Here is a 19,891-nt window from a genome sequence, read left to right as displayed (position 1 = left end):
GCGCAGACGTCTGCGCGCGCTTGCTGTCGAAGCTCGATGCGCCCGGCGGCCGGACGAACGCGCGTGCGCGCGGCGCCTGCCACGGCAGCGGGCCGGCGTCCAGACGGGGGTGAGCGAGGTGATACGGATGATTGGGCTTTCCGATTGGATCGTAATGGGAGCTATTGCAGTTATTGCCGCTCGAGCGCGGGGTGTACGAGTCCTTCCAACCGCAAACAGGATCTTGATTGTTCGGCACCGGTGTCGTGGCGAGCCACACCGAATATTGCAGGCTCGTGACCTCGGTCGCGTCGATGCAATAAGGCCCCTCGGGCCTCTCGACGAGCACCATCGGCGTGTTGCCCACGGGGCACGTCGGCCCGCCCCCGCCCACGCCTCCCTGGCCGCCCGCGCCGCCCATTCCGCCGACGCCGCCCACCCCGCCCGTCCCGCCGATGCCGCCCGCCCCCGCGCTCCCACTGCTCGAACTCGCGCCGCCGCGCCGTCGCGCCCGCCGAAAGCCCGAGCGCCACGTCGCCGGGGAGGCGCGGGCGCTCGGGCTCGATGCATTCACGTCACTTGATGCAGTTCGACTTGTACACCGGGCCCCGGCCCGTGGCGAGGTTCACGGGGATGACGCCGATCGCCAGGGGAATCGCGCTCGAACAGGCCTCCGGGAACGGACCCATGTGAATGTCCTGCTCGGCGAGCAAGCCCGGCTCGACGACCTCCATCGAGTTCGTCGGCAAGCTGTTCTGCGCGGCCTCCTTCACATCCTTGATGCATTGCTCGACCGTGTCCACCATCTCGGGGAGCGTGTTCGCATCGCCGACCCCGCAGGCGGTGAAGACGCTCTCGACAATCGTCTGCCACCCCTCGCCGATGATGATGAAGATGTTGAAGTTCGGGTCCGAATTGAAGCCGTGACCGTGCACCCAGGTGTCGTATCCGACCTTCGAAAAACTCGTGCTCGAGCTCGCGTACATCATCTCGATGACCGGCCCCTCCGGGTTCGGCGGGAGGAGGTAATCGATCGCCTGGATGAGGATCAGGTTGTTCAGGCTCTTGTCGATGGCCTCGATGTATTTGCCGTACATCTTGTTGATGAGCTGCATTTGGAGCATGTTCTGGTTGAACATGCCGAGCGTGAGGCTCAAGAAGCCGAAATGGCTCGCGCCGCCGCCGGGCTTTTCGTCCACGCCCGGCGCCTTGGCCATGAAGACGGGCGCCGCCTCGGCCTTGACCATCGCGCTGACGAGCTGCCCCACGGACCGGCCCGCGGGCGCAACCTGATCCCGCACGAGCCCGGCAAACTTCGCGCGATTCGCGATCACGCCGTGCGCCGTGGGCTCGAGCGCGGCGAGCTTTTGCACAGCGGACGCGACGGCCGCGCTCTTCGCTTCGAGCAGCGCCTCGTCGCCGGCCTTCGGCGCATTCGGATCGATCGAGGCGATCGTGGTCCGGAGCGAGGCGAGCGCGGCTCCGAGGCCATCCAGGTCCGCCGCGAGGGCGTCGTCGTCCGCGCTTTTCGCGACGCCCACCGCCGTGAGCTCGGCGGTCGTGGGATAATCGCCGGGGATCTTGCGCAGGACGTCGGCGAGCTCGGTGTAATGGAGCGGGTCGAGGTCCACGAGGCTCGCGTCGAGGGCGAGGACCGCGTCCTTCAGCGCTTGATCGGAGCCGCCGTTCGCTGCGATCACGGCGTGCATCCCATTCTGCACGCCCGCGAGGCCCGCGCCCGCCTTCGCGAGCACAGGCGCGATGGCCTCGTTGAGCACGGAGACCTGCGTCTCGGCCGTGACGGTTTGTCCCTCGACCACGACCTCGCAGCCCACCGTGAAGATGCCCGCCTCGGCGAACGTGTACTTGCCCGCGCTCTCGACGACGCCCGCCTGCGGCGAGACGGTGACCGTCGAGCTGAACGCGCCGCCGTATGCCACTCCATCTTTTTGCACGCCGCAGCCGGCCGCGAGCGCGCCGCCATTGTCGGCCTCCAGCACGACGTGGCTCGACGGCATCACGATCGCCGCAAAGCCATTCATGCCGCCGCCGCCCGCGCCGCCCGCGCCGCCCATTCCTCCCGCGCCGCCCTCGCCACCCATCCCGCCGCCACCGCCGCCGCCCATCCCGCCGCCGCCGCCGCCCGCGCCGCCTTCCCCGCCCGCGCCCGCCTGGCCTCCGGATCCGCCGCTCGCGCCCGATCCGCCGGATCCTCCTTCGTCGCCTCCACAAGCCACGAGACCGGTCAGCGCCAGGAACGAGAATGCGGCGAGCTTCGGTCCCCACAAGCGATTCGATTTCATGCGAAGTCCTCCCGTGTGCGAAAAGGGAGCGCCGAGGCTATCACGGAATGCCCTCCCCTCGCGTCACCCAACATGGGACAGAGGTTCAGGGTTCGTGACGCAGGCCACCACGAAGACCTGAACAAAAAATCATCTCCACAAACTGTGCACACGTTCAGCACAGGGGGTAGGGTGCGATCATCATGATGACGCCCAAGGACATCGCGCCCTACATCCTCCGTGCCCTCGCCGAGGCCCAGACCGAGGGCCGCACCATGGACCTGGAGACGCTCTCGATCGCCATCAAGGTGCGCCGCGGCGACGTGCGCAAGACCGTCAGCGCGCTCCATCAGGAAGGGCTCGTGGACGCGCTGCGGCTGCGCCTCTCGCTGGCAGGGTTCGCGCTCGGATCGGCGCTGCTCACGCAGGAGCTGCCCCCGATCCGCCGGCCGAAGCAGGTCGCGCAGAAGGTGGCCGCGGCCTGAGCGCGCTCGCCCACGCTCCGCCGAAAATGCGGTAAGGAGGGGGCATGAACATGGTTTCCACGCGCGTGATCGCCGCGATCGCGCTCCTCGCAGGGCTCGGGCTCGGGTGCAGCAAAGGCTCGTCGGGGCCGGATCCGGCCGGATCGGCGGCGCCCACGGAGGCGAAGCCGAGCGCCAAGGGGATCGAGGCCGCCGGGAACGACGCCGCCGTGGTCGAGCTCGCGAAGAAGGCGCTCGGCTGCAAGTGGGGCACCTACGGGTTCGATTCGATGTGCCCCGAGATGAAGGCGCTCCTCGAGAGCGACCTCATCCGCGAGGGCAAGGCCGACGCGACGTTCGTGAGCTTCCTGGAGGACCCGAACGAGCAGGTGCGCTGGCTCGGCAGCCGCGCACTCTCGCAGCGCGGAAAGGCCTTCCGCAACGACAAGGCGCTCGCCGAGCGGATCCTCGTGGTGGCCGAGGGCGAGGCGAACAAGACCGTGGCGCAGGAGCTCGGCGGGGTCGTCGGCGGGATCAAGCACGCGGACACCGGGCTCGGCGAGCGGATCCAGGGGATGGCGAAAAACCACCCGGTGCAGCAGATGCGCACGAGCCTGCTCGCGCGGATGCTCTTCTCGAACGGCGAGACGCTCTACGACTTCGTGAAGGACATCGCGACAAACGACAAGGACGTGGTCGTGCGCAAGGCCGCGATGTCGGCCTTCTGGACGGGGACGCCGCCGACCCGCGCCGCCGAGTCGTGCAAGATGTGGCTCGGGTTCGTCGACGACGCGGCCGACGACGTGTCGGGCGAAGCGGCCTACCTCTGCTCGTTCTACCCGCAAGGCGGCGGGTGCAAGGCGGAGTGGGATCCGCTGCTCGACAAGATCGAGAAGCGCGCGAAGGAGGGGACGATCAAGTCGACGCAGATGGCGTCGGCGCTGTTTTACCTGCACCGGCAGCCGGGGGCGTCGGACGCGCAAAAGAAGCGGGCGCTCGCCGTGGCGCGCGCGATCCTCGAGACCCGCACGAACAGCGGAATGGCGCGCGGCAGGGCGCTCGAGCTCGTCGCGGAGAAAGATCCCGACGGGAAGAAGCTGCTCGTCGCGATGCAAGAGGATCCGGACGTGTTCGTGAAGCGGCGCGCGAAGGACCTCGCCGACAAGGCGGGCAAGTCGGCCGACGAGAAGGCCAAGGCGCCCGAGGCCGACAAGGCCAAGGCGCCCGCGGCCGACAAGGCCAAGACGGACGCGACGAAAAAACCCTGAATCAGCGGCCGGAGGGCGCGTTCGTCGCGGCGGCCCCGGGGGGCGGGGCGACGGGCGCCTGGGGCGTCTCGGCCTGGCTGCGCTGGAGCAAGAAGAGCACGCCGCCGATGAAGAGGCCCACGGCGAGCGCCGCCGCGCCGACGATCAGAATGGGGTTCGTCCTCGGCGGCGGCGGCGGCTCGGGCGCAGGCGCGGCGGCCTCCGGGGCCTGCGCGTAGACGAGCCGGATCCCCGACGACAGCATCTTCTTGCGCATCGGCGGCGGCGGCGGGAGCACCGAGGCCATGACGCCCGCGACCGCCTCGGCGAGATCCTCCATCGAGGAGAATCGCTCGTCCGGCGATTTCGAGAGCGCGCGGCGGACGATCGCGGCGAGCTCCTCCGGCGCGCCCTCCAGCGGGCGTGGTTCGTCGTTCAGCATCGACGTCACGAGCCCGAGGCCCCCGCCATCCGTGCGGAAGGGCAACCGACCCGCCATCAATTCGAACGCCATGACGCCCCACGAGAACTGATCGGCGCGCGCGTCGATTTCGTGGCCGAGGAGCTGCTCGGGGGCCATGTACGCGGGCGTGCCGACGATGCTCCCGTCGCCGGTGAGCCGCGACAGACGCGAGACGCCGCTGTCCTGCGTGTTCGTGAGGCCCCCGGGGAGCCGACGGGCGATGCCGAAATCGAGCACCTTGGCCACGCCGTCCTCGCGGACCATGACGTTCTCGGGCTTGACGTCGCGGTGCACGACGCCCTCGGCGTGCGCGGCGGCGAGCGCGAACGCGACCTGCAGGAGCAGCTCGATGCGCTCGCCTTGCGAGATGTCGCGACCGATCGACGAGCGCAGCGTCTTGCCCGCGACGAGCTCCATCGCGATGAACGGGACGCCCTCGTGCTCGCCGACGTCGTAGACGGCGACGATGTTCGGGTGCGTGAGCGCAGCGGCGGCGCGCGCCTCGCGCAGCATGCGCGCAACGTTGCGGTCCCAAGCTTCGGACTCCATCTCGGGATCCCGACGCAGCACCTTGAGCGCAATTTTGCGGCGGAGGCGCGTGTCCATGGCGCGGTACACCTCGCCGACGGCGCCTTCCCCGAGGCGCTCCTCGATGACATATCGGTCGAAGCTTTCGGCCGGGGACAGGGACATCAACCGGGGATGGTAGCGCGAAGGACCGCCGCGTGGGAGGCCCAACCGTGCGCCTCCGGTTCGTCCCTTTGTTTACTTGGGGATGGGCGCCGTCCCGACGGTCGTGCCGGGCTTGGCGATCCACTGCCAGTTGTCGATGAGGGTCGTCGTGTCGAGGCCACCGTCGCCCGAGTCGTAGACGGCGAACCGGAGGGTGATCTGATCGCCGGGCTTGACGGGGGCCTGCGTCTTCAGCCAGCCGGTCGAGGCGTGGTCCATTCCGTCGTCACCGTCAAAACCGAACCCGGTCCCGATGAGGTCGACGTTGCCGAGGCTGCACTGGAAGGTCTTGTCGCCCGCGAGGCAGGGGTTGGGCGGGTTTCCCGGACAACCGCAGACCTCGAGGAGCGAGTTGTTGACGCTGACGGGGTTGCCCAGGCTATCGAAGGAGACGTTGCCGTCGCTCTGCCCGGGCGGGATCGGCGTGAGCAGCGCGACGAAAAAATCGTTGAATTCGCTGCAGATGTAGTTCGGCCACTCGTAGGTGTAGAAGTTGAAGTCGAACGAGAATCCATAGGCGTTCGAGGGCACGCGGATCACGGCCTCGAGCCCGGCGACGTCGTGCGGCTCGCCCGTGCTCGTGTTGGGGCACGCGGGCGACTCCTTGGGGAAGCCCTGCGGGTGGTTGCCCATGTAGCCCTTGTGGAAGCCGCCGACCGATTGATAACTGGGATCCGTGGGCTGGCGGGCGGTGCCGCTGGAGAGCGCGAGAAAGCGTTGGCCCTTGCGCGTCGGGATGTTCGGGCCGAACCCGCTGAGCAGGCCGTGGCCGAGATGGAAGTTCACCTCGTCCCCGAGCGGGGGCGGCGAGCCGTCCGCCATGGTCCATTGCGCCGAGACCACCCCCCAATCGCCGAAGCCCTGGGAGACCTTGCAGAGATCGACGGCGCGGACGCCGTCGAGGGGATCCATGCTGTCGAGCGCGAGCGTGTCGTCGCAGAGGGAGACGACCACCTCGTCGATGGTGCCGTCGCAGTTCTCGTCGAACGCCTCCTTCCCGGGCTCGGTGGGCACCTCGACGGCGTTCGGGTTTCTGTGCTTGTCGCAATCGTTGCAATCGCCCTCGGCCTCGGTGAAGCCGTCGCCGTCGACGTCGTCCTCCGTGCCCTTGGGATCGCAGTTGATGATGCCGCCCTCGCCGCCCGCGCCGCCCTGGTTTCCGGCGTCGAACCCGAGATCGTCGCCGCCCATGCCCGTGCCACCCTGGCCCGCGCCGCCCTGGCCCGTGTTGCCGCCATCCCCGTCGAACCCCGTGCCGCCGCCGTTCGCCGCGCACGCGGCGGGCGCGAGGGGCGCGAGGAGCGCGACGGCGAGCGCCGCGAGGGCGACACGCCGAGGGGCCGTATCGAAGAGACGCATTCGTTCGCGCATGACGAGCTCCTAAGTCAAAAAGCTACACAAAACTTCTCGTTGAGGCCGCTATCCAGGCAGGTGTACCCCGGGCGGCACTGGGCGTCGGTCTGGCAGGTGCGCATGCAGGTGCCGGCGCCGCTCGGGAAGAAGAACCAGCTCGTGCAGATCGAGCCGGGCGCGCAATCGTCCATGAAGTGGCAGTACTCGGAGCAGTAGCCGCCGGGCGCTCCGAACCAGTCCTGGTGGAGGCAGATGGGATCGTTTTGCCCGGCGTAACACTCGTTCGATTTCGTGCAGGGCTGGCCGGCGGCCTTCGAGCCGGGCTTGCAGGCCGGCGTGGCCTGGCAGCTCGGGTCCTCGCAATCGCTGAGCTCGTTGTTGTCGTCGTCCTGGAAGTTCGTGCACGCGAGCTCGGGCCCCTGCCGGCAGACCTTCGTCGGGTATCCCTCGTCGACGCACGCATACCCGCTGCGGCAATCCGCGTCGGTCGTGCAGCCGTCGAGGCAGATGCCGTGCACGCTGCCGAAGCCGAGGTCGGCGCAATGGCCGTCGCCCGGGCAGTCCTGCGCGGCGAGATCACACCACTCGGTGCAATATCCATCGGGAAACCCGAGCCAGTCCTGGAGGCAGGCGGGATCCTTCGCGTTCGCCGCGCAATCGGAGGGGACGATGCAGGGCGTGCCGAGCAAACCGGCGCCCGGCTCGCATTCGAACGTCTCCTGGCACTGCGTGGTGTCGTCGCAATCGACGTAGCCGTCCTGATCGTCGTCCCAGAAATCCGAGCAGAAGAACTCGGGCGGAGGGATATCCACGTTGAGATCGAAGGAGCCAGGGCTGCCCGCGGTGCCGTCGACGACGACATAGAGCTTCTGGCCCTGGACGACCTCGAGCGTGACCTTGTCGGTCTTGCCGCCATCGGGGTTCGGGTCGTCGTTGCAAGCGAGCTCGCTCGCGGGATCGCTACAGGTGGTGCGGAGCGAGACGCTGAAATCAGCGTCCCAGCTATTCACCGTGGCCACGAACATGCCGCTCTGCGGGATCAGGACCTCGAAGATGACCTCGGGGCCGCTCGCGGTCGAGCACGAGGCGGCCTGGAGGTTCGGGCGGCCCGAGGAGTCGCCGTTGAACCAGCCGGGGACGGAGAGCGATTTGGGCGCGAAGCACGAGTCGAGGCACGCGGCGTCCATGAAACACGTGTCGTCGGCGCAATCGAGGAGGCCGTCCTGATCGTTGTCCTTGAAATCGTTGCAGGCCTCCTTGGGGACGCAGCCGCTCGCGACGATGCCGCAGAACGGGTTGCACAGGAGATCACCCGATCCGAGGCCGATGCTCGCGCACGTCTTGCCGGCGAAATCGGCGCCGTCGCATTGCTCGCCCGGATCGATCACGCCATTGCCGCAGTTCGGATTGCCGCCGGTGCCCGAGCTGCTCGAGCTGCTCGCGCCGCCCGCGCCGCCCGCCGAGACGCCGCCGCCCGCGCCGCCCATGGCGCCCGCGCCGCCGTCGCCGGTCACGCCGCCGGAGCCGCCGAAGCCGCCCGCCGAGACGCCGCCGGAGCCGCCGGAGCCGCTGCTCTCGCTGCCGCCCGAGCTCTCGTCGACCACGCCCATCGCGCAAGCCGACGCGTACACCACCGCCACGAGGGCGACCCCCAACCTGTGCCAGCGTCCACCCATCGTTTTCGCCTCGGCGTCGTCGCGTGTCGGAAAAGTAAGCAAGGGGCGCGGGGGCCGAGCGAACGATCCCAGCGCTGGTCGCCAGCATGACCATGGCGGGCCCCAGACGTCAACAGCCGGGATGTGCTCGTTCTCGCTCCCGATGGTGGACGCCAGGAACCGCACGGGCGGTTTGGCGAGGGCCGCGCAAGAATGGGACGGCGATGTCCGAGCCGAATCCCAAGCCGAACCTCCTCGCCCGCCTGCGCGGGAGCTTCGAGCATACGCCACGCACGCTCCTGCTCCTGTTCCGGTCGGCCAAGCTCGCGACGATCACGCTCTTCGCGCTCACCCTGGCTGCCGCGGTGCTCCCGCTCGGCGTGGCGTACGTGGGCAAGGCGATCGTGGACGCGGTGGCCGCGCATTCCCGCGAGGCGACGCTGCGCTGGGTGCTTGTGGAGCTCGCGCTCGTGGCGGCGCTCGCGCTCGTGCAGCGCGGAATGGGACTCCTGCGCTCGCTCATCGGGGCGCGGCTCGGGCTCGACATCAACGGGGAGATCCTCGAAAAGGCGCTCTCGCTGGAGCTCCGGCACTTCGAGGAGCCGTCCGTCTACGATCAGCTCACGCGCGCGCGGCGCGAGGCTTCGTCGAGGCCGCTCGCGATGGTGACCGAGACATTCGGGATCGTGCAGAGCCTGGTGACGCTCGCAGGATATGGAGCGCTGCTCTTCCGCTGGAGCGGGTTCGCGGTGCTCGCGCTCGCGCTCGCGTCGCTGCCCGGGGCGATCGCGGAGGTGAAGCTCGGCAACCTCGCGTTCCGGCTGCGCAACTGGCGCTCGCCCGAGGCGCGGAAGCTCAACTACCTGGAGTACGTCCTCGCGAACGACGCACACGCCAAGGAGGTAAAACTCTTCGGCATCGGCCCGCTCCTGCTCGATCGGTACCGCACGCTCGGGGAGAAGTTCTACCGCGAGGATCGGACGCTCGCGGTGCAACGCGCGAGCCTCGGCTGGGGCCTGTCCTTGCTCGGCACGGGCGCGTTTTACGCCTGCTACGCGTCGATGGCGCTCGGCGCGGCGAGCGGTGATCTCACGCTCGGCGACCTCGTGCTCTACGGCGTCTCGTTCCGCCAGGGCCAGCAGGCCTTCCAGTCGATCCTGTCGTCGCTCGGCGGCATGTACGAGCACAACCTGTACATGTCGAACCTGTTCTCGTACCTCGCGATCCCCACGAACGACGGGTCGAGCGCGCCGCAGCTCGCGCTCCCTTCAGAGGCAGGGCGCGAGCAGGGCATCCGCTTCGAGGGCGTGAGCTTCCGGTATCCGGGGCAGGAGAAGCTCGCGCTGTCGAAGCTCGATCTGTTCGTGCCGCGCGGGCAGAGCGTGGCGCTCGTGGGGCACAACGGCGCGGGCAAGACGACGCTGATCAAGCTGCTCACGCGGCTCTACACGCCCACGGAGGGGCGCATCCTGCTCGACGGGAAAGACCTCGTCGATTGGGATCTCGACGCGCTCCGGCGCCGCATCGGCGTCGTGTTCCAGGACTACAACCGCTATCAGCTCACGGCGCGGGAGAACGTCGGCTTCGGGAGCACGCCGCACATGGGCGACGCGGATCGGCTCTCGCGGGCGATCACGCGCGGCGGCGCCGAAGAGGTGCTCGCGACGTTGTCGGGTGGTCTCGATACGCAGCTCGGCCGGTGGTTCAAGGACGGGACGGAGCTCAGCGGCGGGCAATGGCAAAAGGTGGCGCTCGCGCGGGCGTTCATGCGGGAGGAGGCCGACGTGCTCGTGCTCGACGAGCCCACGGCCGCGCTCGACGCAGAGGCGGAGCACGCGGTCTTCGAGCGGTTCCGCAAGCTCGCCGAGGGCCGCACGACGTTCGTCGTGTCGCACCGGTTCCCGACGGTGCGCATGGCGGATCGGATCCTCGTGATCGACGGCGGCCGCGTGATCGAAGAAGGAACCCACGCCGAGCTCGTCGCGCAGGACGGACGGTACGCGCGGATGTTCACGCTGCAGGCCGAAGGGTACCGTTAGGGAACCTCGCCAAACCACGGCGCTCGCGCGACGAACCGGCTATCGCTGCCTGCGCGCGTTCGTTACGATGCGCGAGCACGAGGGGGGAGCGCGCGGAGCGCGTGCGAGGAGGTTTTCCCATGCGAGCGCGAAGGTGGCTGTGGTTGTGCGTGGTTTCGGCGGCGGCCCTCGGGGGCTGCGGCGATGAGAGCGGCGAGCTCGTGGACGGGCATTTCCTGCCGGAGGAGTGGGCCGAGATCGAAAAACTCTCGCCGCTCCCGCCGCTCGAGGCGGACACGACGAACGCGTTCGCCGACAACCCCAAGGCGGCCGAGCTCGGGCAGCGGCTCTTCTACGAGAAGGGGTACGCCGGGCCGATCAAGGTCGCGAACGATCTCGGGAACGTGGGCGAGACGGGCAAGGTCTCCTGCGAGAGCTGCCACATCAAGACGGACTGGTTCGTCGACACGCGTTCGAAGCCGGCGAACACGTCGATCGCGATCGACTGGTTCATCCGCAACGCGCCGACGCTGGTGAACGTCGCGACATACACGGACTGGTTCGGCTGGGTCGGCTACAACGACAACCTCTGGGGCAAGTGCCTCGTGCCCGCCGAGTTCGTCATGGGCACGGACCGCTCGGGCATCGTGCACTTCCTCTACCAGCAGGCGGACTACCGCGCGGCGTACAACGATCTCTTCGAGCCGGACCTCGACCCCGCGCTCGATCCGATGCACCCAGACGCCGCGCGTTTCCCGATGATCGCGTCGCCGACCGTCGCGCCCGACGTGTGGAAGGGCATGCCGGAGGAGGATCGCGCCGTGATCAACCGCGGCTACGCGAACTTCGGCAAGGCCCTCGCGGCCTACCTGCGGCTGCTCCAGAGCGGCAACGCGCCCTTCGATCGGTACGTGGCCGGCGACGTGTCGGCCATCAGCGAGAGCGCGAAGCGCGGGCTCGGGCTCTTCGTGGGGAAGGCGGCCTGCGTCGCATGCCACACGGGCCCGACGTTCAGCGACAACGACTTCCACGTGACGGGCGTGCCGCAGATCGGCGAGCACGTGCTGCCGCCGGACATGGGCGGTGATCCGGGGCGTTTCCAGGCGCTCGACGTCTACTTCGGCTGGGACTTCAGCACGAAGGGCATCTACAACGACGACCCGAGCATCGACCGCAGCAAGGGCGTGACGAAAGACGAGAAGCTCACCGGCGCGTTCCGCACGAAGGGCCTGCGCTCGGTCGCGAAGACGGGGCCCTTCATGCACACGGGGCACCTCGCGACGCTGCGCGAGGTGGTCGAGTTCTACAACGTGGGCGGCGCCGACAAGGACTTCGCCGGCACGAAGGATCCCCTGATGGTGCCGCTGAACCTGACGCCGCAGGAGATCGACGACATCGTCGCCTTCCTGGAGACGCTGACGGGAGATCCGATCCCCGAGGCGCTGCTCGTCGATACGTCGTTCGGTTCCAAGATGTAGCTTGAAGGCGCGGAGCCGGGGTTTCACCCCGGGCCCCGACCAGGGGTTGTCCACCCCTGGACCCGGACCAGCGCAAGCGCTGGACGCGGGGTCGATGAACTGCGCGATGCGCAGTTCATCGAACAGCCAGGTTCAAGACTGTCCACGACCCTGCCAACCAAGGCCGCAGCGCTGACGGCTCGACGGGCAACGCCCCGTCGCCAGCTCGACATGCACCTCCATGCTCTTGCCACCGGCCCGTTGGAAGAACTGCGCACCGCGCAGTTCTTCCACCCCCGGTCCAGGCCGTGCCTGGTTCGGGTCGAGGGGCGAACAGCCCCCGCGGGGTCCGGGGCAGCGCCCCGGCGCGACGCCCTGCGAGGAAACCTCAGCGCCCCTGAACGAGGAACGCCTTCGCCTCGGGATCCCCCGGGCGGTAACGGAGCCACGCGCGTGCGGCGGCGACGGCCGCCTCGGGCCTACCTGCGGCGCGCTCGGCGGCGGCGAGGGCTTTCCAGACGATCGGGTGCGGGAGCAGGCGCGCGGCCTCGTGGAGCGCGGCGGCGGCTTCGTGCGGACGGCCGGCTTCGAGGAGGAGGCGGCCTTCGAGGTGAAGGAGCCGGCCGCGATCGAACGGGAAGACCCGCGCGGCGCGCGTGTGGTGGAGCGCGGCGTGCGTGTCGCGTGAGGTCGTCGCCGCGCGGAGCGCCTCGCGGTGGTGGTGGGCCGAGAGAACCTGCGCGAAGGCCACGAGGGCCCAGGCGAGCGCGCACGCGAGGCCCGCGCGTGCGAGGGCGAAGGACGCGGATGCCGGGACGCGCGCACGGAGGGTGCACGCGAGCACGAGCAGCGCCGCGATCCAGGTCGCCGGCGAGGCCGAGAGGCCGGCGCCGAGCGCGAGCAGGGCGAAGGTGATCCACGCGGCGCGAAGCTCGGCGCGGGGCAAGGCGGGCGCGAGGCGGAGGCGCTTTCGCGCGAAGAGCAGCGCGAGCGCCGCGGGGAGAAGGCCAAAGGCGAGGACGAGCGCGGCGACGTCGTCGTGTGGGTGCTCCGGGAAGGTCCAGAACGGCGCGGCGTCGGGGTGCGCGGCGAGGTGCTCGGCTTGCCAGTCGAGGAAACGGGGGGCGATCGCGTCGGGGCCGACGCCGAGGAGCAAGGTCTTCCCCCACAGACCACGCGCGTGGACGACGAGCAGGTAGAGACGGCCCTCGAAGGCGCGGACGAACCCCTCCGAGGTGAACGCGAGCGGGACGAGCGCGAGGCCCGCGAGGGGCGCGGCGAGCGCGGCGCGTGGGACGAGGACGAGCACTTCGGCGGCGAGCGCGAGGACCGCGAGGTGCGAGCGGCAGAGGAGGATCGTTGTGGCCCCAAGGATCAGCGCGATCGCCCCTTCGATCCGGTCGGCGCGGCGCGTGGCGGCGGCGCGATCGGCGGCGCAGAGCGGGAGCACGAGCAACAGGAAGGCCGCGAGATGGTTCGGGTTGCCGAACGTGCCGACGAGCACCGGGTACGGCAGGCGGAACGCGCCGGTCTCGAACGGGACGAGGCCGATCACGCCCGCGAGGGCGAGGCCGCTCGCGGCGAGGACGGCGCGGCGCGCGAGGCGCAAGACGAAGGCCCGGTCCTCGGCGACGAGCTCTGCGAGCGCGGCGAACACGGCCGGGGCGGCCGCGACGGCGAGGATCTCCCAGGGCGCGGCAGGCCAAACGAGCCACGCGACGAGGCCGGCCGCGAGCGCAAGCGCCGCGACGAGCGAGGGCGCGCTCCACGCGCAGAGCGGGAGCGCGAGCGCGAGCACGAGCGTCTTCTGCGGGCGAAGGTCGACCGTGAACGGCGAGGTCGCGAGCGGCAGGAGGACGAGGAGGACGAACGCGGCCGCTCTTCGGGCGGCGGATCTTCTCAAGGAGCGTCGAACTGGCGCACGCCGACGAAGCTCGCGCCGCCGCGCTGGGAAAAGTACACGACGAACCTGCCGTCCGGGGACAAACAGGGCTGGATGGCGCCACGGTTCCCGGGCCAGGCGAGGTACCAGGGCGGCGTGGTGACGATGGCGTGGCGGGTCGCGGCGTCGACCACGAAGACCTGATCGTCGCGCTGCTCGACGCGTCGCTCGCCGACCTTGGAGGGGCACTGATCGGCGAGCTGCGCGGCCGGCGCTTGCCACGCGTCCTCGGGGCCGCTGATGCGCTTCGGCTTCGCGCTGCGCAGATCCCAGCTCATCCAGCCCTCGTATTCGGGGAAGCCCGAGAAGAAGATCACGCCGCCGTCCTTGCCGGCGCGCGTGTGGTAGGCGCCGTGCACGAGCGCCCGGCGCGCGCGTTTTCCCAGGTCGAGCAGGTAGATGCCCTGCCCCGCGTCGTCGCACTCGTAGGTCGAGCAGCCGAAGGCCATTCGATCGTCGCCGAGCCACACGGGGTGGTAGCCAGGGCCCTCGTGCACACGCGTGCGTTTGCCGGTCTCCACGTGCACGACGTCGATGCCGGCCTGGCCCGCCGCGGGCGCGCCGAGGTAGTTCACCTGGTTCGCGATGGCGAGGCGCACGCCGTCGGGCGCCCACGCGACGGTGGGCGTGTCGCCGAAGATGGCCCACTCGAGATCCCCGCGCGCGGAAGGCGCCGGCGCCGCGACTTCGACGGACGTCGTGGCCGCGGGCGGCGGGTCGACGACGACGAGCACGGAGCCGGGATCGGCGACCGTCGTGGGGCCGGTGGAGGACGGCGCGGCGCTGCAGGCGGCGGCGAGGAGAGGCGCGAGGAGCAGGGCGTGGCGCATCGGGGCCAGCTTGCGGGAAGCGCGCGCCGAGATCAATCGAAGCGGTCGATCCGCGGGCGGGGGATGCGGTGGCGATGGGGATGCGGCGGGGGCAAACGGACGGGCTGCATCCGCGATTCGGAGAGGAGCACGAGCGCGGGCCCTGCCTCGCCGGGGAGCCTGCTCGCCTCGGCGCGAACGACGTGCCCGCGCCCCCCGGCCGCGTAGCCGAGCACCGTGGCGTCGACGCCGTCCGCGCCGGGCTCGAGCTCCATGCGGAAAAACGTCTGCTCGTTGGCTTCGACGTGCTGGATGCGATCGAGCGGCGCATCGCCGAAGGTGCGCGCGGCCGCGACGGTGAGGGACTCGACGCGACAAACCACGTCGAAGCCCGCGCGCGCCCCCTCGAACGCCTTGCATGCGTGGCGGCCCTCGGCCTCCTCCGCGACGGCGGCGAGGAGCGTGGTCGGGCGGAGCGTGGCCGCGTCGAAGCGCCCGTCGTCGCGGAGGTCGACGAACGCCTCGCCGCGGATCGTCTCGAGCGTCTGGCGGTCGGTCGTCTCCCACGCGATGGGCTCCTTCGGGTCGACGGCGAGGGCCACCTCGTTCGAGCCGAGGACACGTTTGTCCCCCTGCACGAGCAGGACGACGTGGCGCGGATGCACCACGGTGAGGGTGATCTTCTGGCCCCCGCGTTTGCCGAGGATGGTGCGCATCTCTTCGGGCAACGCGGGGGGCTCGGGCGCGGAGGCGGCTCCGGAAGCGGAAGCGGAAGCGGAAGCGGAAGCGGAAGCGGAAGCGGAAGCGGAAGCGGAAGCGGCAGCGGGAGCGGCCTCGGACGCGGGTGCGACAGCGGCCTCGGGCACGGCGGCGGCCTCGGGCGCGTGCTTCGCGCAGCCGGACGCGAACAGGGACGCGGCGAGCAGGGGCAGGAGGTACGTCTTCACAGGGTCCTCAGGAAGGCGAGCAGGGCGGCGCGGTCTTCGGACGTGAGGTGGCTCGTCTGGCCCATGCGATCGAGGTTGTCGTCGAGCAGGGCTTCGAGCGTCGGGTAACGGCCGTCGTGGAAGTAAGGCGCGGAGCCTTCGAGCATGGCGAGCGGAGGCGTGCGGAACGCGGCGTGCGACTCGTCCTTCGCGCGCGAGCCGACGTCGTGCACCACGCGATCACTCGTCCCGTGATCGAGCCCATGGCAGCCGTTGCAGCCGAGTTGTTCCGACGTGTAGAGGTCCCGCCCGCGCGTGACGAGCGCCTCCGCGCCGGGATCCTTCACCTCGCGGCGCGGCACGAAGAGGCCCTCGCGGAGGTAGTTCGCGAGCGCGGCGAGGTCCTCCGCCGGCAAACCCGAGCCGCCGAGGCGCGTGAGCGTCTCGGCGATGTTGTCCTCGAGCTTCGCGTGCATGCCGTGCCAGCCGTAGGGGCCCCGCTCGACGCGGCCCGCGAGCGCCATGGTTTGTCGCGGGCCGTCCCCGAGCCGCCACACGAGGCCGTCCTCGCGCCCCTCGGGGTGGCAGCTCGCGCAGGCGCGGCCGTCGCGCGAGATGCGGCGGTCTCCCTCGGCGTGGAAGAGGCGCCGGCCGCGCGCGAGGTCCTCGCGGAGCGGATCCGCAGCGACGGGCAACGTGTCCACGGCGCCGGACGCGAGGCTCACGACGGAGAGGTCGTGCGAGCCCTGGTTCCAGACGACCGCGATGGCCGTGCGTGGATCGACGTCGACGCCGGAAGGGCCCTCGCCGACAGAGAAGGCGCGCCGCGGGGCGAGCGCCGGATCGAGCGAACGCGCATCGAGCTCGACGAGCTCGCCCGTGCCGTGCGAGACGACGAAGAGCGCGTCGCCGAGCACCGCCGCGGCGCGCGGCTGCCGCGCGGGAGAGCCTGCAGGCGCGACGGCGCTCCCCATGAAGGCATTCGCCGCGATGTTGACGAAGTTCTTCTGCGCGGCGACGTCGGTCACGCCGAGCGTGCGCTCACGCGCGACGTCGAGGACCGCGACGGTGGGGACCGAGGTGTCCTCCTCGATCGCGACGCCGCCATAACCGCCCGCGACGACACGGGTGGTGCTCTCGCCGTTCTGCACGACGAGGTGCGGGACGAAGAGGCGCGTGCCACTCTCATTCAGCACGGCCGCGTACGCGAGGGACGAGGTCGGGTGCAGGGTGTTCGCTCCGACCATCGCATCGACGCGGTTCCGGTAGCTGCCGCCGAGCGCGCGCACGGCGCGGACGACGGGCGCCTCGCCCGCCTCGCCGCCGTCGAGATCCACGACGGAGAGGGCGTCGCCCGCGGCATGCGTGACGAACGCGCGGCGGCCATCGGGCGTGACGGTGATGCCACGTGGCTCGCGCGGGAGGCGCAAGGAGAAGCGCTCTGCGAGGGACGCGCCGTCGAGCGCGGTGAGGGCGCGGCCATACGCGGAGGTGACGAGCAGCGCGCCGCGCGGGCCCCGGGCGAGGCCCCAGGGTTCGGCCGGGACGACCGCACGCGCGGCGACCGTGCCCTCGCCCGCCGCGTCGAGGTCGAGGACCTGGACCTCGTTGCAGCCGCGCAGGCTCACGGCGACACGATCCTCGGCGAGCACGAGGACCTCGGCGGGCGCGCAGCCGAGCGGGGTCGTGGCGACCGAGCCGCTCACGAGATCCACGCGGTGGAGCGCCTCGTTGTCGGCGTCGGCGACGTACGCGACGAGGGAGCCTCGATCGAGGGCGACGGCCGAGCTCCGCGCGGGCGCGGCGGCAGCGGCGGCGGGTGCGACGAGCAGGGCAGCGAAGAGGCCAAAGGCGGCCGAGGAGCGACGGGGCGGGCGCATGGGGTGGGCTCGTAGACGCACAAGCCCTCGGAAAGATCTCTGGCCCCGCAGCGCGCCGCCTTGACACGTCCGGGATGCGCGCCTCGAATGCGCCGGAACGGAGGAGCCGAGGGAGATGCTGGGCCAGGACGTCGAACCGCTGATGCAGTCCATCGAGGAGGCCGCGGCCGGCCTCCTGTTCCCGAGCGAGTCGGACTTCCCGATCGAGGCCTACCGCTTCGGCGCCGAGGAGCCGACGCCGAGCGTGGTGCTTCGCGCGCGCGGCCTGCCCCCGGACACGCCGGTCGAAGAGACGTCGCTCGCGTCGTTCTTCGAGGGCCTGGTCGAGGGCGACGACGACGGGTCCGGCCGCTTCCGCGCGCTCGTCGACCTGCTCCAGCGCGAGCTCGCAGAGCTGCGCGTCTACCGCGTGGGCAAGGTCGACATCGACGCCTTCGTCCTCGGCCGGCACCCGTCGGGCATGTGGCTCGGCGTCACGACGAAGCTCGTGGAGACCTAGTCCCAAGGGGGACGCCTCGCGTCCCCCTCTCGTCCGGGCAACGCCCGGACGATTCACCCCCCGAGGCGAGCTCGCTTTGCGATCTCGTAGAGCGCCGAAGGGTTCGGCGCTCTACTCCCCCTTCTTCGCCTCGATCTCCGCCTGGACGTCCTCATCCACAGCCGGGAGGAAGTCGTACCCGGTCCGCTTCTCGATCTCGTCCACGGTCGTCCGGTACTTCTCCCAGCCCTCGTCCTGGATGCCCTCCTTGTTCGGCATCAGGACCGCGATCACCCGCGTCGACTCCGTCACATCGGCAGGCCCCTCACGCGGCTCGAGCACGACGACGATCTTGAAGTACGTGTCGGGCACCACGACGCCCTTGCCGATCGTCTTCGAGGCCTTCTTCCCCCGCTTGAGCACGCCGCCCGCCATCACGAAGAGCTGCTTGCCCTGCTTCCTGCCGAGGTCCTCGCAGTGCTCCTCCAGCCGGAGCCAAGGCCCCGCGTTGAGGTCGTGGTACTGCGGCAGGATGTTCGTCATCAGGAAGGTGACCTTGTTGTCCTCGGGCGAACGGGTCCGCTCCTCCGAGCGCACCATGTGCCCCCGGTCGTACCCCGAGCCCGTGTAGTCGTCGTGCGTGACCCGGTAAAAGCCCGAAGGCAGCTCCGGATCCGTCATGAACTTCCCCTTGTGCCGCGGCGCATCCCCGAACCAGCCCGCGTTGATCTGCCAGCTCACCCAGTTCGAGACATTCTGGTCCGCGTTGTACGAGAGCGCGTACTGCGGCTTGCGCATCACGGAGTCGTCCGAAGAATCGTCGTCCGTCGGCACGCCGAGCGCGAGATGAACACTCGCATCCGCAGGCTTTCCCCCACCCCCACGCGCCGGGCTGCCCTTGGGCCCAGGCGCCGCCGACGGGCCCAGCGTCGCCGTCGGGCGCGGGCGGCTCGTGCCTTCCCCCGATCCCTGCGACGCAAAGTCGTCGAGCCAACGGTCCGCCTTGCACGCATGCAAGAGCGCCCCAAGCCCACCCAAGAGCGCCACGACGAACACGCCCAAGCTACCTGCCTTGCGCCGCTTTCTGGATGCAGTCCGGCTCACGTGATCGCGCCTCGTTTCGCTGGCAACGCTATACCATGCTCCCAGGGAGCGTCCCGACCGTCGAGCGAGGCGTCCACGCTCCAGCAGCGCCATGGGGGTAGCAGAGGTGCGACGGAGCGCGCTAAGGTCGCGCGTGGGCATGAATCGAGGGACGACGTCTTGAGGCGGATCCCCGGGTACGCCGTCGGCTCGTACTACAAGCTGGGTTCTCCCCTGGCCGGGCTGAACGCGAACCCGATGCGCGGGCTCGTCTACCTCGTGACGAACCAGCGCAAAGAGCCCATCCCAAGCTCCATCCAGCACCCCCTCCACCCAGGCCGAACCATGATGCGCCTGGAGACGCCCGCAAGCGCCTACGCCTACGTCGCCGACATCGTCGCCGTCCACGAGCGCGACGTACGCACAGCCCTCAGCATCACGAAGCCAAACATCGCCCTCGTGCCCATCCCCGCCGCCAACGTGGTGCGCGGCAACCGCACGACCGACCGATGGCCAAGCCGCGATCTCGCCCTCGAACTCGAACGTCTCGGCTTCGGCAAGGTACGTCCCTGCGTGGTGCACAAAGACGCCATGCGCCCGCGCTTCAGCTACGAAGAAGACCCCGCCCACGACCTCGCACAAAACCTCGTCACGATCGGCAAGCCCCTGCCCAACGAAGCCGTCGTCTACATCGACGACATCGTGACCTCGGGCGACCGCATCGCCGCCATCGATCAAGCCCTCGGTCAACCCCCCGCCGCCGGCATCGTGACCACCGCCGTCTCCGAAGAAAAGACACGCTACGACGCCTACAAGCTCCGCACCTTCGCCCTCGGCTACGACCCCGCAACGTCGCCGTGGAAGCTCATGATTCTCTAGTCGGAGCGTCGCGCCCCCCTTCCGGGGTTTCACCCCGGACCCCGACCAGGGGTTGTCCACCCCTGGACCCGGACCAGCGAGGCGCTGGACCCAGGGTCGATGAACTGCGCGATGCGCAGTTCATCGAACAGCCGGTGGCAAGACCGGCGACGACCCTGCCAGCCAACGCGGCAGCGCCGCAGGTTCAACCGGCAGCGTGCGCGTCGCCGGCTTGAAACCCACCTCCATGGTCTTGCCACCGGCC

Annotated in this window: 15 protein-coding genes and 1 pseudogene; 6 read left to right on the top strand and 10 right to left on the bottom strand. The window is 70.1% G+C overall.

Annotated elements, in window-relative coordinates; all coding sequences use genetic code 11:
- A pseudogene (locus E8A74_RS54230) lies at nucleotides 1-553 on the bottom strand (hypothetical protein); the annotation flags it as partial.
- A 1-nt stretch (nucleotide 554) separates the two neighbouring features.
- A complete protein-coding gene (locus E8A74_RS54225; RefSeq protein ID WP_211365524.1) occupies nucleotides 555-2,282 on the bottom strand; it encodes a hypothetical protein in 1,728 nt (575 codons plus the stop codon).
- 182 nt (nucleotides 2,283-2,464) lie between these two features.
- Between E8A74_RS54225 and E8A74_RS36155 the strand changes: the two genes are divergently transcribed.
- The gene (locus E8A74_RS36155) at nucleotides 2,465-2,746 is read left to right on the top strand and encodes a hypothetical protein (protein WP_232379906.1); all 282 of its coding nucleotides are present in this window, start codon (nucleotides 2,465-2,467) and stop codon (nucleotides 2,744-2,746) included.
- A gap of 44 nt (nucleotides 2,747-2,790) precedes the next feature.
- Nucleotides 2,791-3,993, top strand: a complete 1,203-nt coding sequence (locus E8A74_RS53135) for a hypothetical protein (protein WP_170229632.1) — start codon at nucleotides 2,791-2,793, stop codon at nucleotides 3,991-3,993.
- 1 nt (nucleotide 3,994) lies between these two features.
- Here the strand turns inward: E8A74_RS53135 and E8A74_RS36145 are convergent, their stop codons facing one another.
- The 3 genes from E8A74_RS36145 to E8A74_RS36135 all read right to left on the bottom strand — a co-directional run bounded on the left by E8A74_RS36145 (nucleotide 3,995) and on the right by E8A74_RS36135 (nucleotide 8,196).
- The gene (locus tag E8A74_RS36145) at nucleotides 3,995-5,128 is read right to left on the bottom strand and encodes a serine/threonine-protein kinase (protein WP_136933642.1); all 1,134 of its coding nucleotides are present in this window, start codon (nucleotides 5,126-5,128) and stop codon (nucleotides 3,995-3,997) included.
- 72 nt (nucleotides 5,129-5,200) lie between these two features.
- The gene (locus E8A74_RS36140; RefSeq protein ID WP_136933641.1) at nucleotides 5,201-6,538 is read right to left on the bottom strand and encodes a choice-of-anchor L domain-containing protein; all 1,338 of its coding nucleotides are present in this window, start codon (nucleotides 6,536-6,538) and stop codon (nucleotides 5,201-5,203) included.
- A 14-nt stretch (nucleotides 6,539-6,552) separates the two neighbouring features.
- Entirely contained in the window at nucleotides 6,553-8,196 is a 1,644-nt protein-coding gene (locus E8A74_RS36135; protein WP_136933640.1) for a hypothetical protein, read from the bottom strand.
- Nucleotides 8,197-8,399: 203 nt separating this feature from the next.
- On the opposite strand from E8A74_RS36135, the gene E8A74_RS36130 reads away from it, so the two are divergent.
- On the top strand, nucleotides 8,400-10,214 hold the full coding sequence (locus E8A74_RS36130; RefSeq protein ID WP_136933639.1) for an ABC transporter ATP-binding protein: 1,815 nt from the start codon (nucleotides 8,400-8,402) through the stop codon (nucleotides 10,212-10,214).
- A 119-nt stretch (nucleotides 10,215-10,333) separates the two neighbouring features.
- On the top strand, nucleotides 10,334-11,671 hold the full coding sequence (locus tag E8A74_RS36125) for a cytochrome-c peroxidase (protein WP_136933638.1): 1,338 nt from the start codon (nucleotides 10,334-10,336) through the stop codon (nucleotides 11,669-11,671).
- 367 nt (nucleotides 11,672-12,038) lie between these two features.
- On the opposite strand, the gene E8A74_RS36120 is transcribed toward E8A74_RS36125, so the two are convergent.
- From E8A74_RS36120 to E8A74_RS36100, 4 genes are read right to left on the bottom strand one after another with little or no spacing between them, the layout of a single operon-like run.
- Nucleotides 12,039-13,553, bottom strand: coding sequence for a hypothetical protein (locus E8A74_RS36120; RefSeq protein WP_136933637.1), 1,515 nt, complete (start codon nucleotides 13,551-13,553; stop codon nucleotides 12,039-12,041).
- Nucleotides 13,550-14,422, bottom strand: coding sequence for a TolB-like translocation protein (locus tag E8A74_RS36115; protein ID WP_136933636.1), 873 nt, complete (start codon nucleotides 14,420-14,422; stop codon nucleotides 13,550-13,552). The genes E8A74_RS36120 and E8A74_RS36115 overlap by 4 nt, the downstream gene beginning before the upstream one ends.
- Nucleotides 14,423-14,454: 32 nt before the next feature.
- Complete coding sequence (locus E8A74_RS36110) at nucleotides 14,455-15,348, bottom strand: hypothetical protein (RefSeq protein WP_170229631.1); 894 nt, start codon at nucleotides 15,346-15,348, stop codon at nucleotides 14,455-14,457.
- Nucleotides 15,345-17,207, bottom strand: a complete 1,863-nt coding sequence (locus E8A74_RS36100) for a hypothetical protein (protein WP_136933634.1) — start codon at nucleotides 17,205-17,207, stop codon at nucleotides 15,345-15,347. Before E8A74_RS36100 ends, E8A74_RS36110 begins: the two co-directional genes overlap by 4 nt.
- Nucleotides 17,208-17,322: 115 nt before the next feature.
- On the opposite strand from E8A74_RS36100, the gene E8A74_RS36095 reads away from it, so the two are divergent.
- The gene (locus tag E8A74_RS36095; protein ID WP_136933633.1) at nucleotides 17,323-17,706 is read left to right on the top strand and encodes a nuclease A inhibitor family protein; all 384 of its coding nucleotides are present in this window, start codon (nucleotides 17,323-17,325) and stop codon (nucleotides 17,704-17,706) included.
- A 111-nt stretch (nucleotides 17,707-17,817) separates the two neighbouring features.
- On the opposite strand, the gene E8A74_RS36090 is transcribed toward E8A74_RS36095, so the two are convergent.
- Nucleotides 17,818-18,741, bottom strand: a complete 924-nt coding sequence (locus E8A74_RS36090) for a DNA/RNA non-specific endonuclease (RefSeq protein ID WP_232379907.1) — start codon at nucleotides 18,739-18,741, stop codon at nucleotides 17,818-17,820.
- A gap of 207 nt (nucleotides 18,742-18,948) precedes the next feature.
- On the opposite strand from E8A74_RS36090, the gene E8A74_RS36085 reads away from it, so the two are divergent.
- Nucleotides 18,949-19,647, top strand: a complete 699-nt coding sequence (locus E8A74_RS36085; RefSeq protein WP_136933631.1) for a hypothetical protein — start codon at nucleotides 18,949-18,951, stop codon at nucleotides 19,645-19,647.
- Nucleotides 19,648-19,891: the final 244 nt, after the last annotated feature.

This window comes from Polyangium fumosum, assembly GCF_005144585.1.
Taxonomy (GTDB): Bacteria; Myxococcota_A; Polyangia; order Polyangiales; family Polyangiaceae; genus Polyangium; species Polyangium fumosum.
The sequence above is the reverse complement of the archived record's forward strand: the minus strand, read 5'-3'. Positions and strand labels throughout refer to the sequence as shown.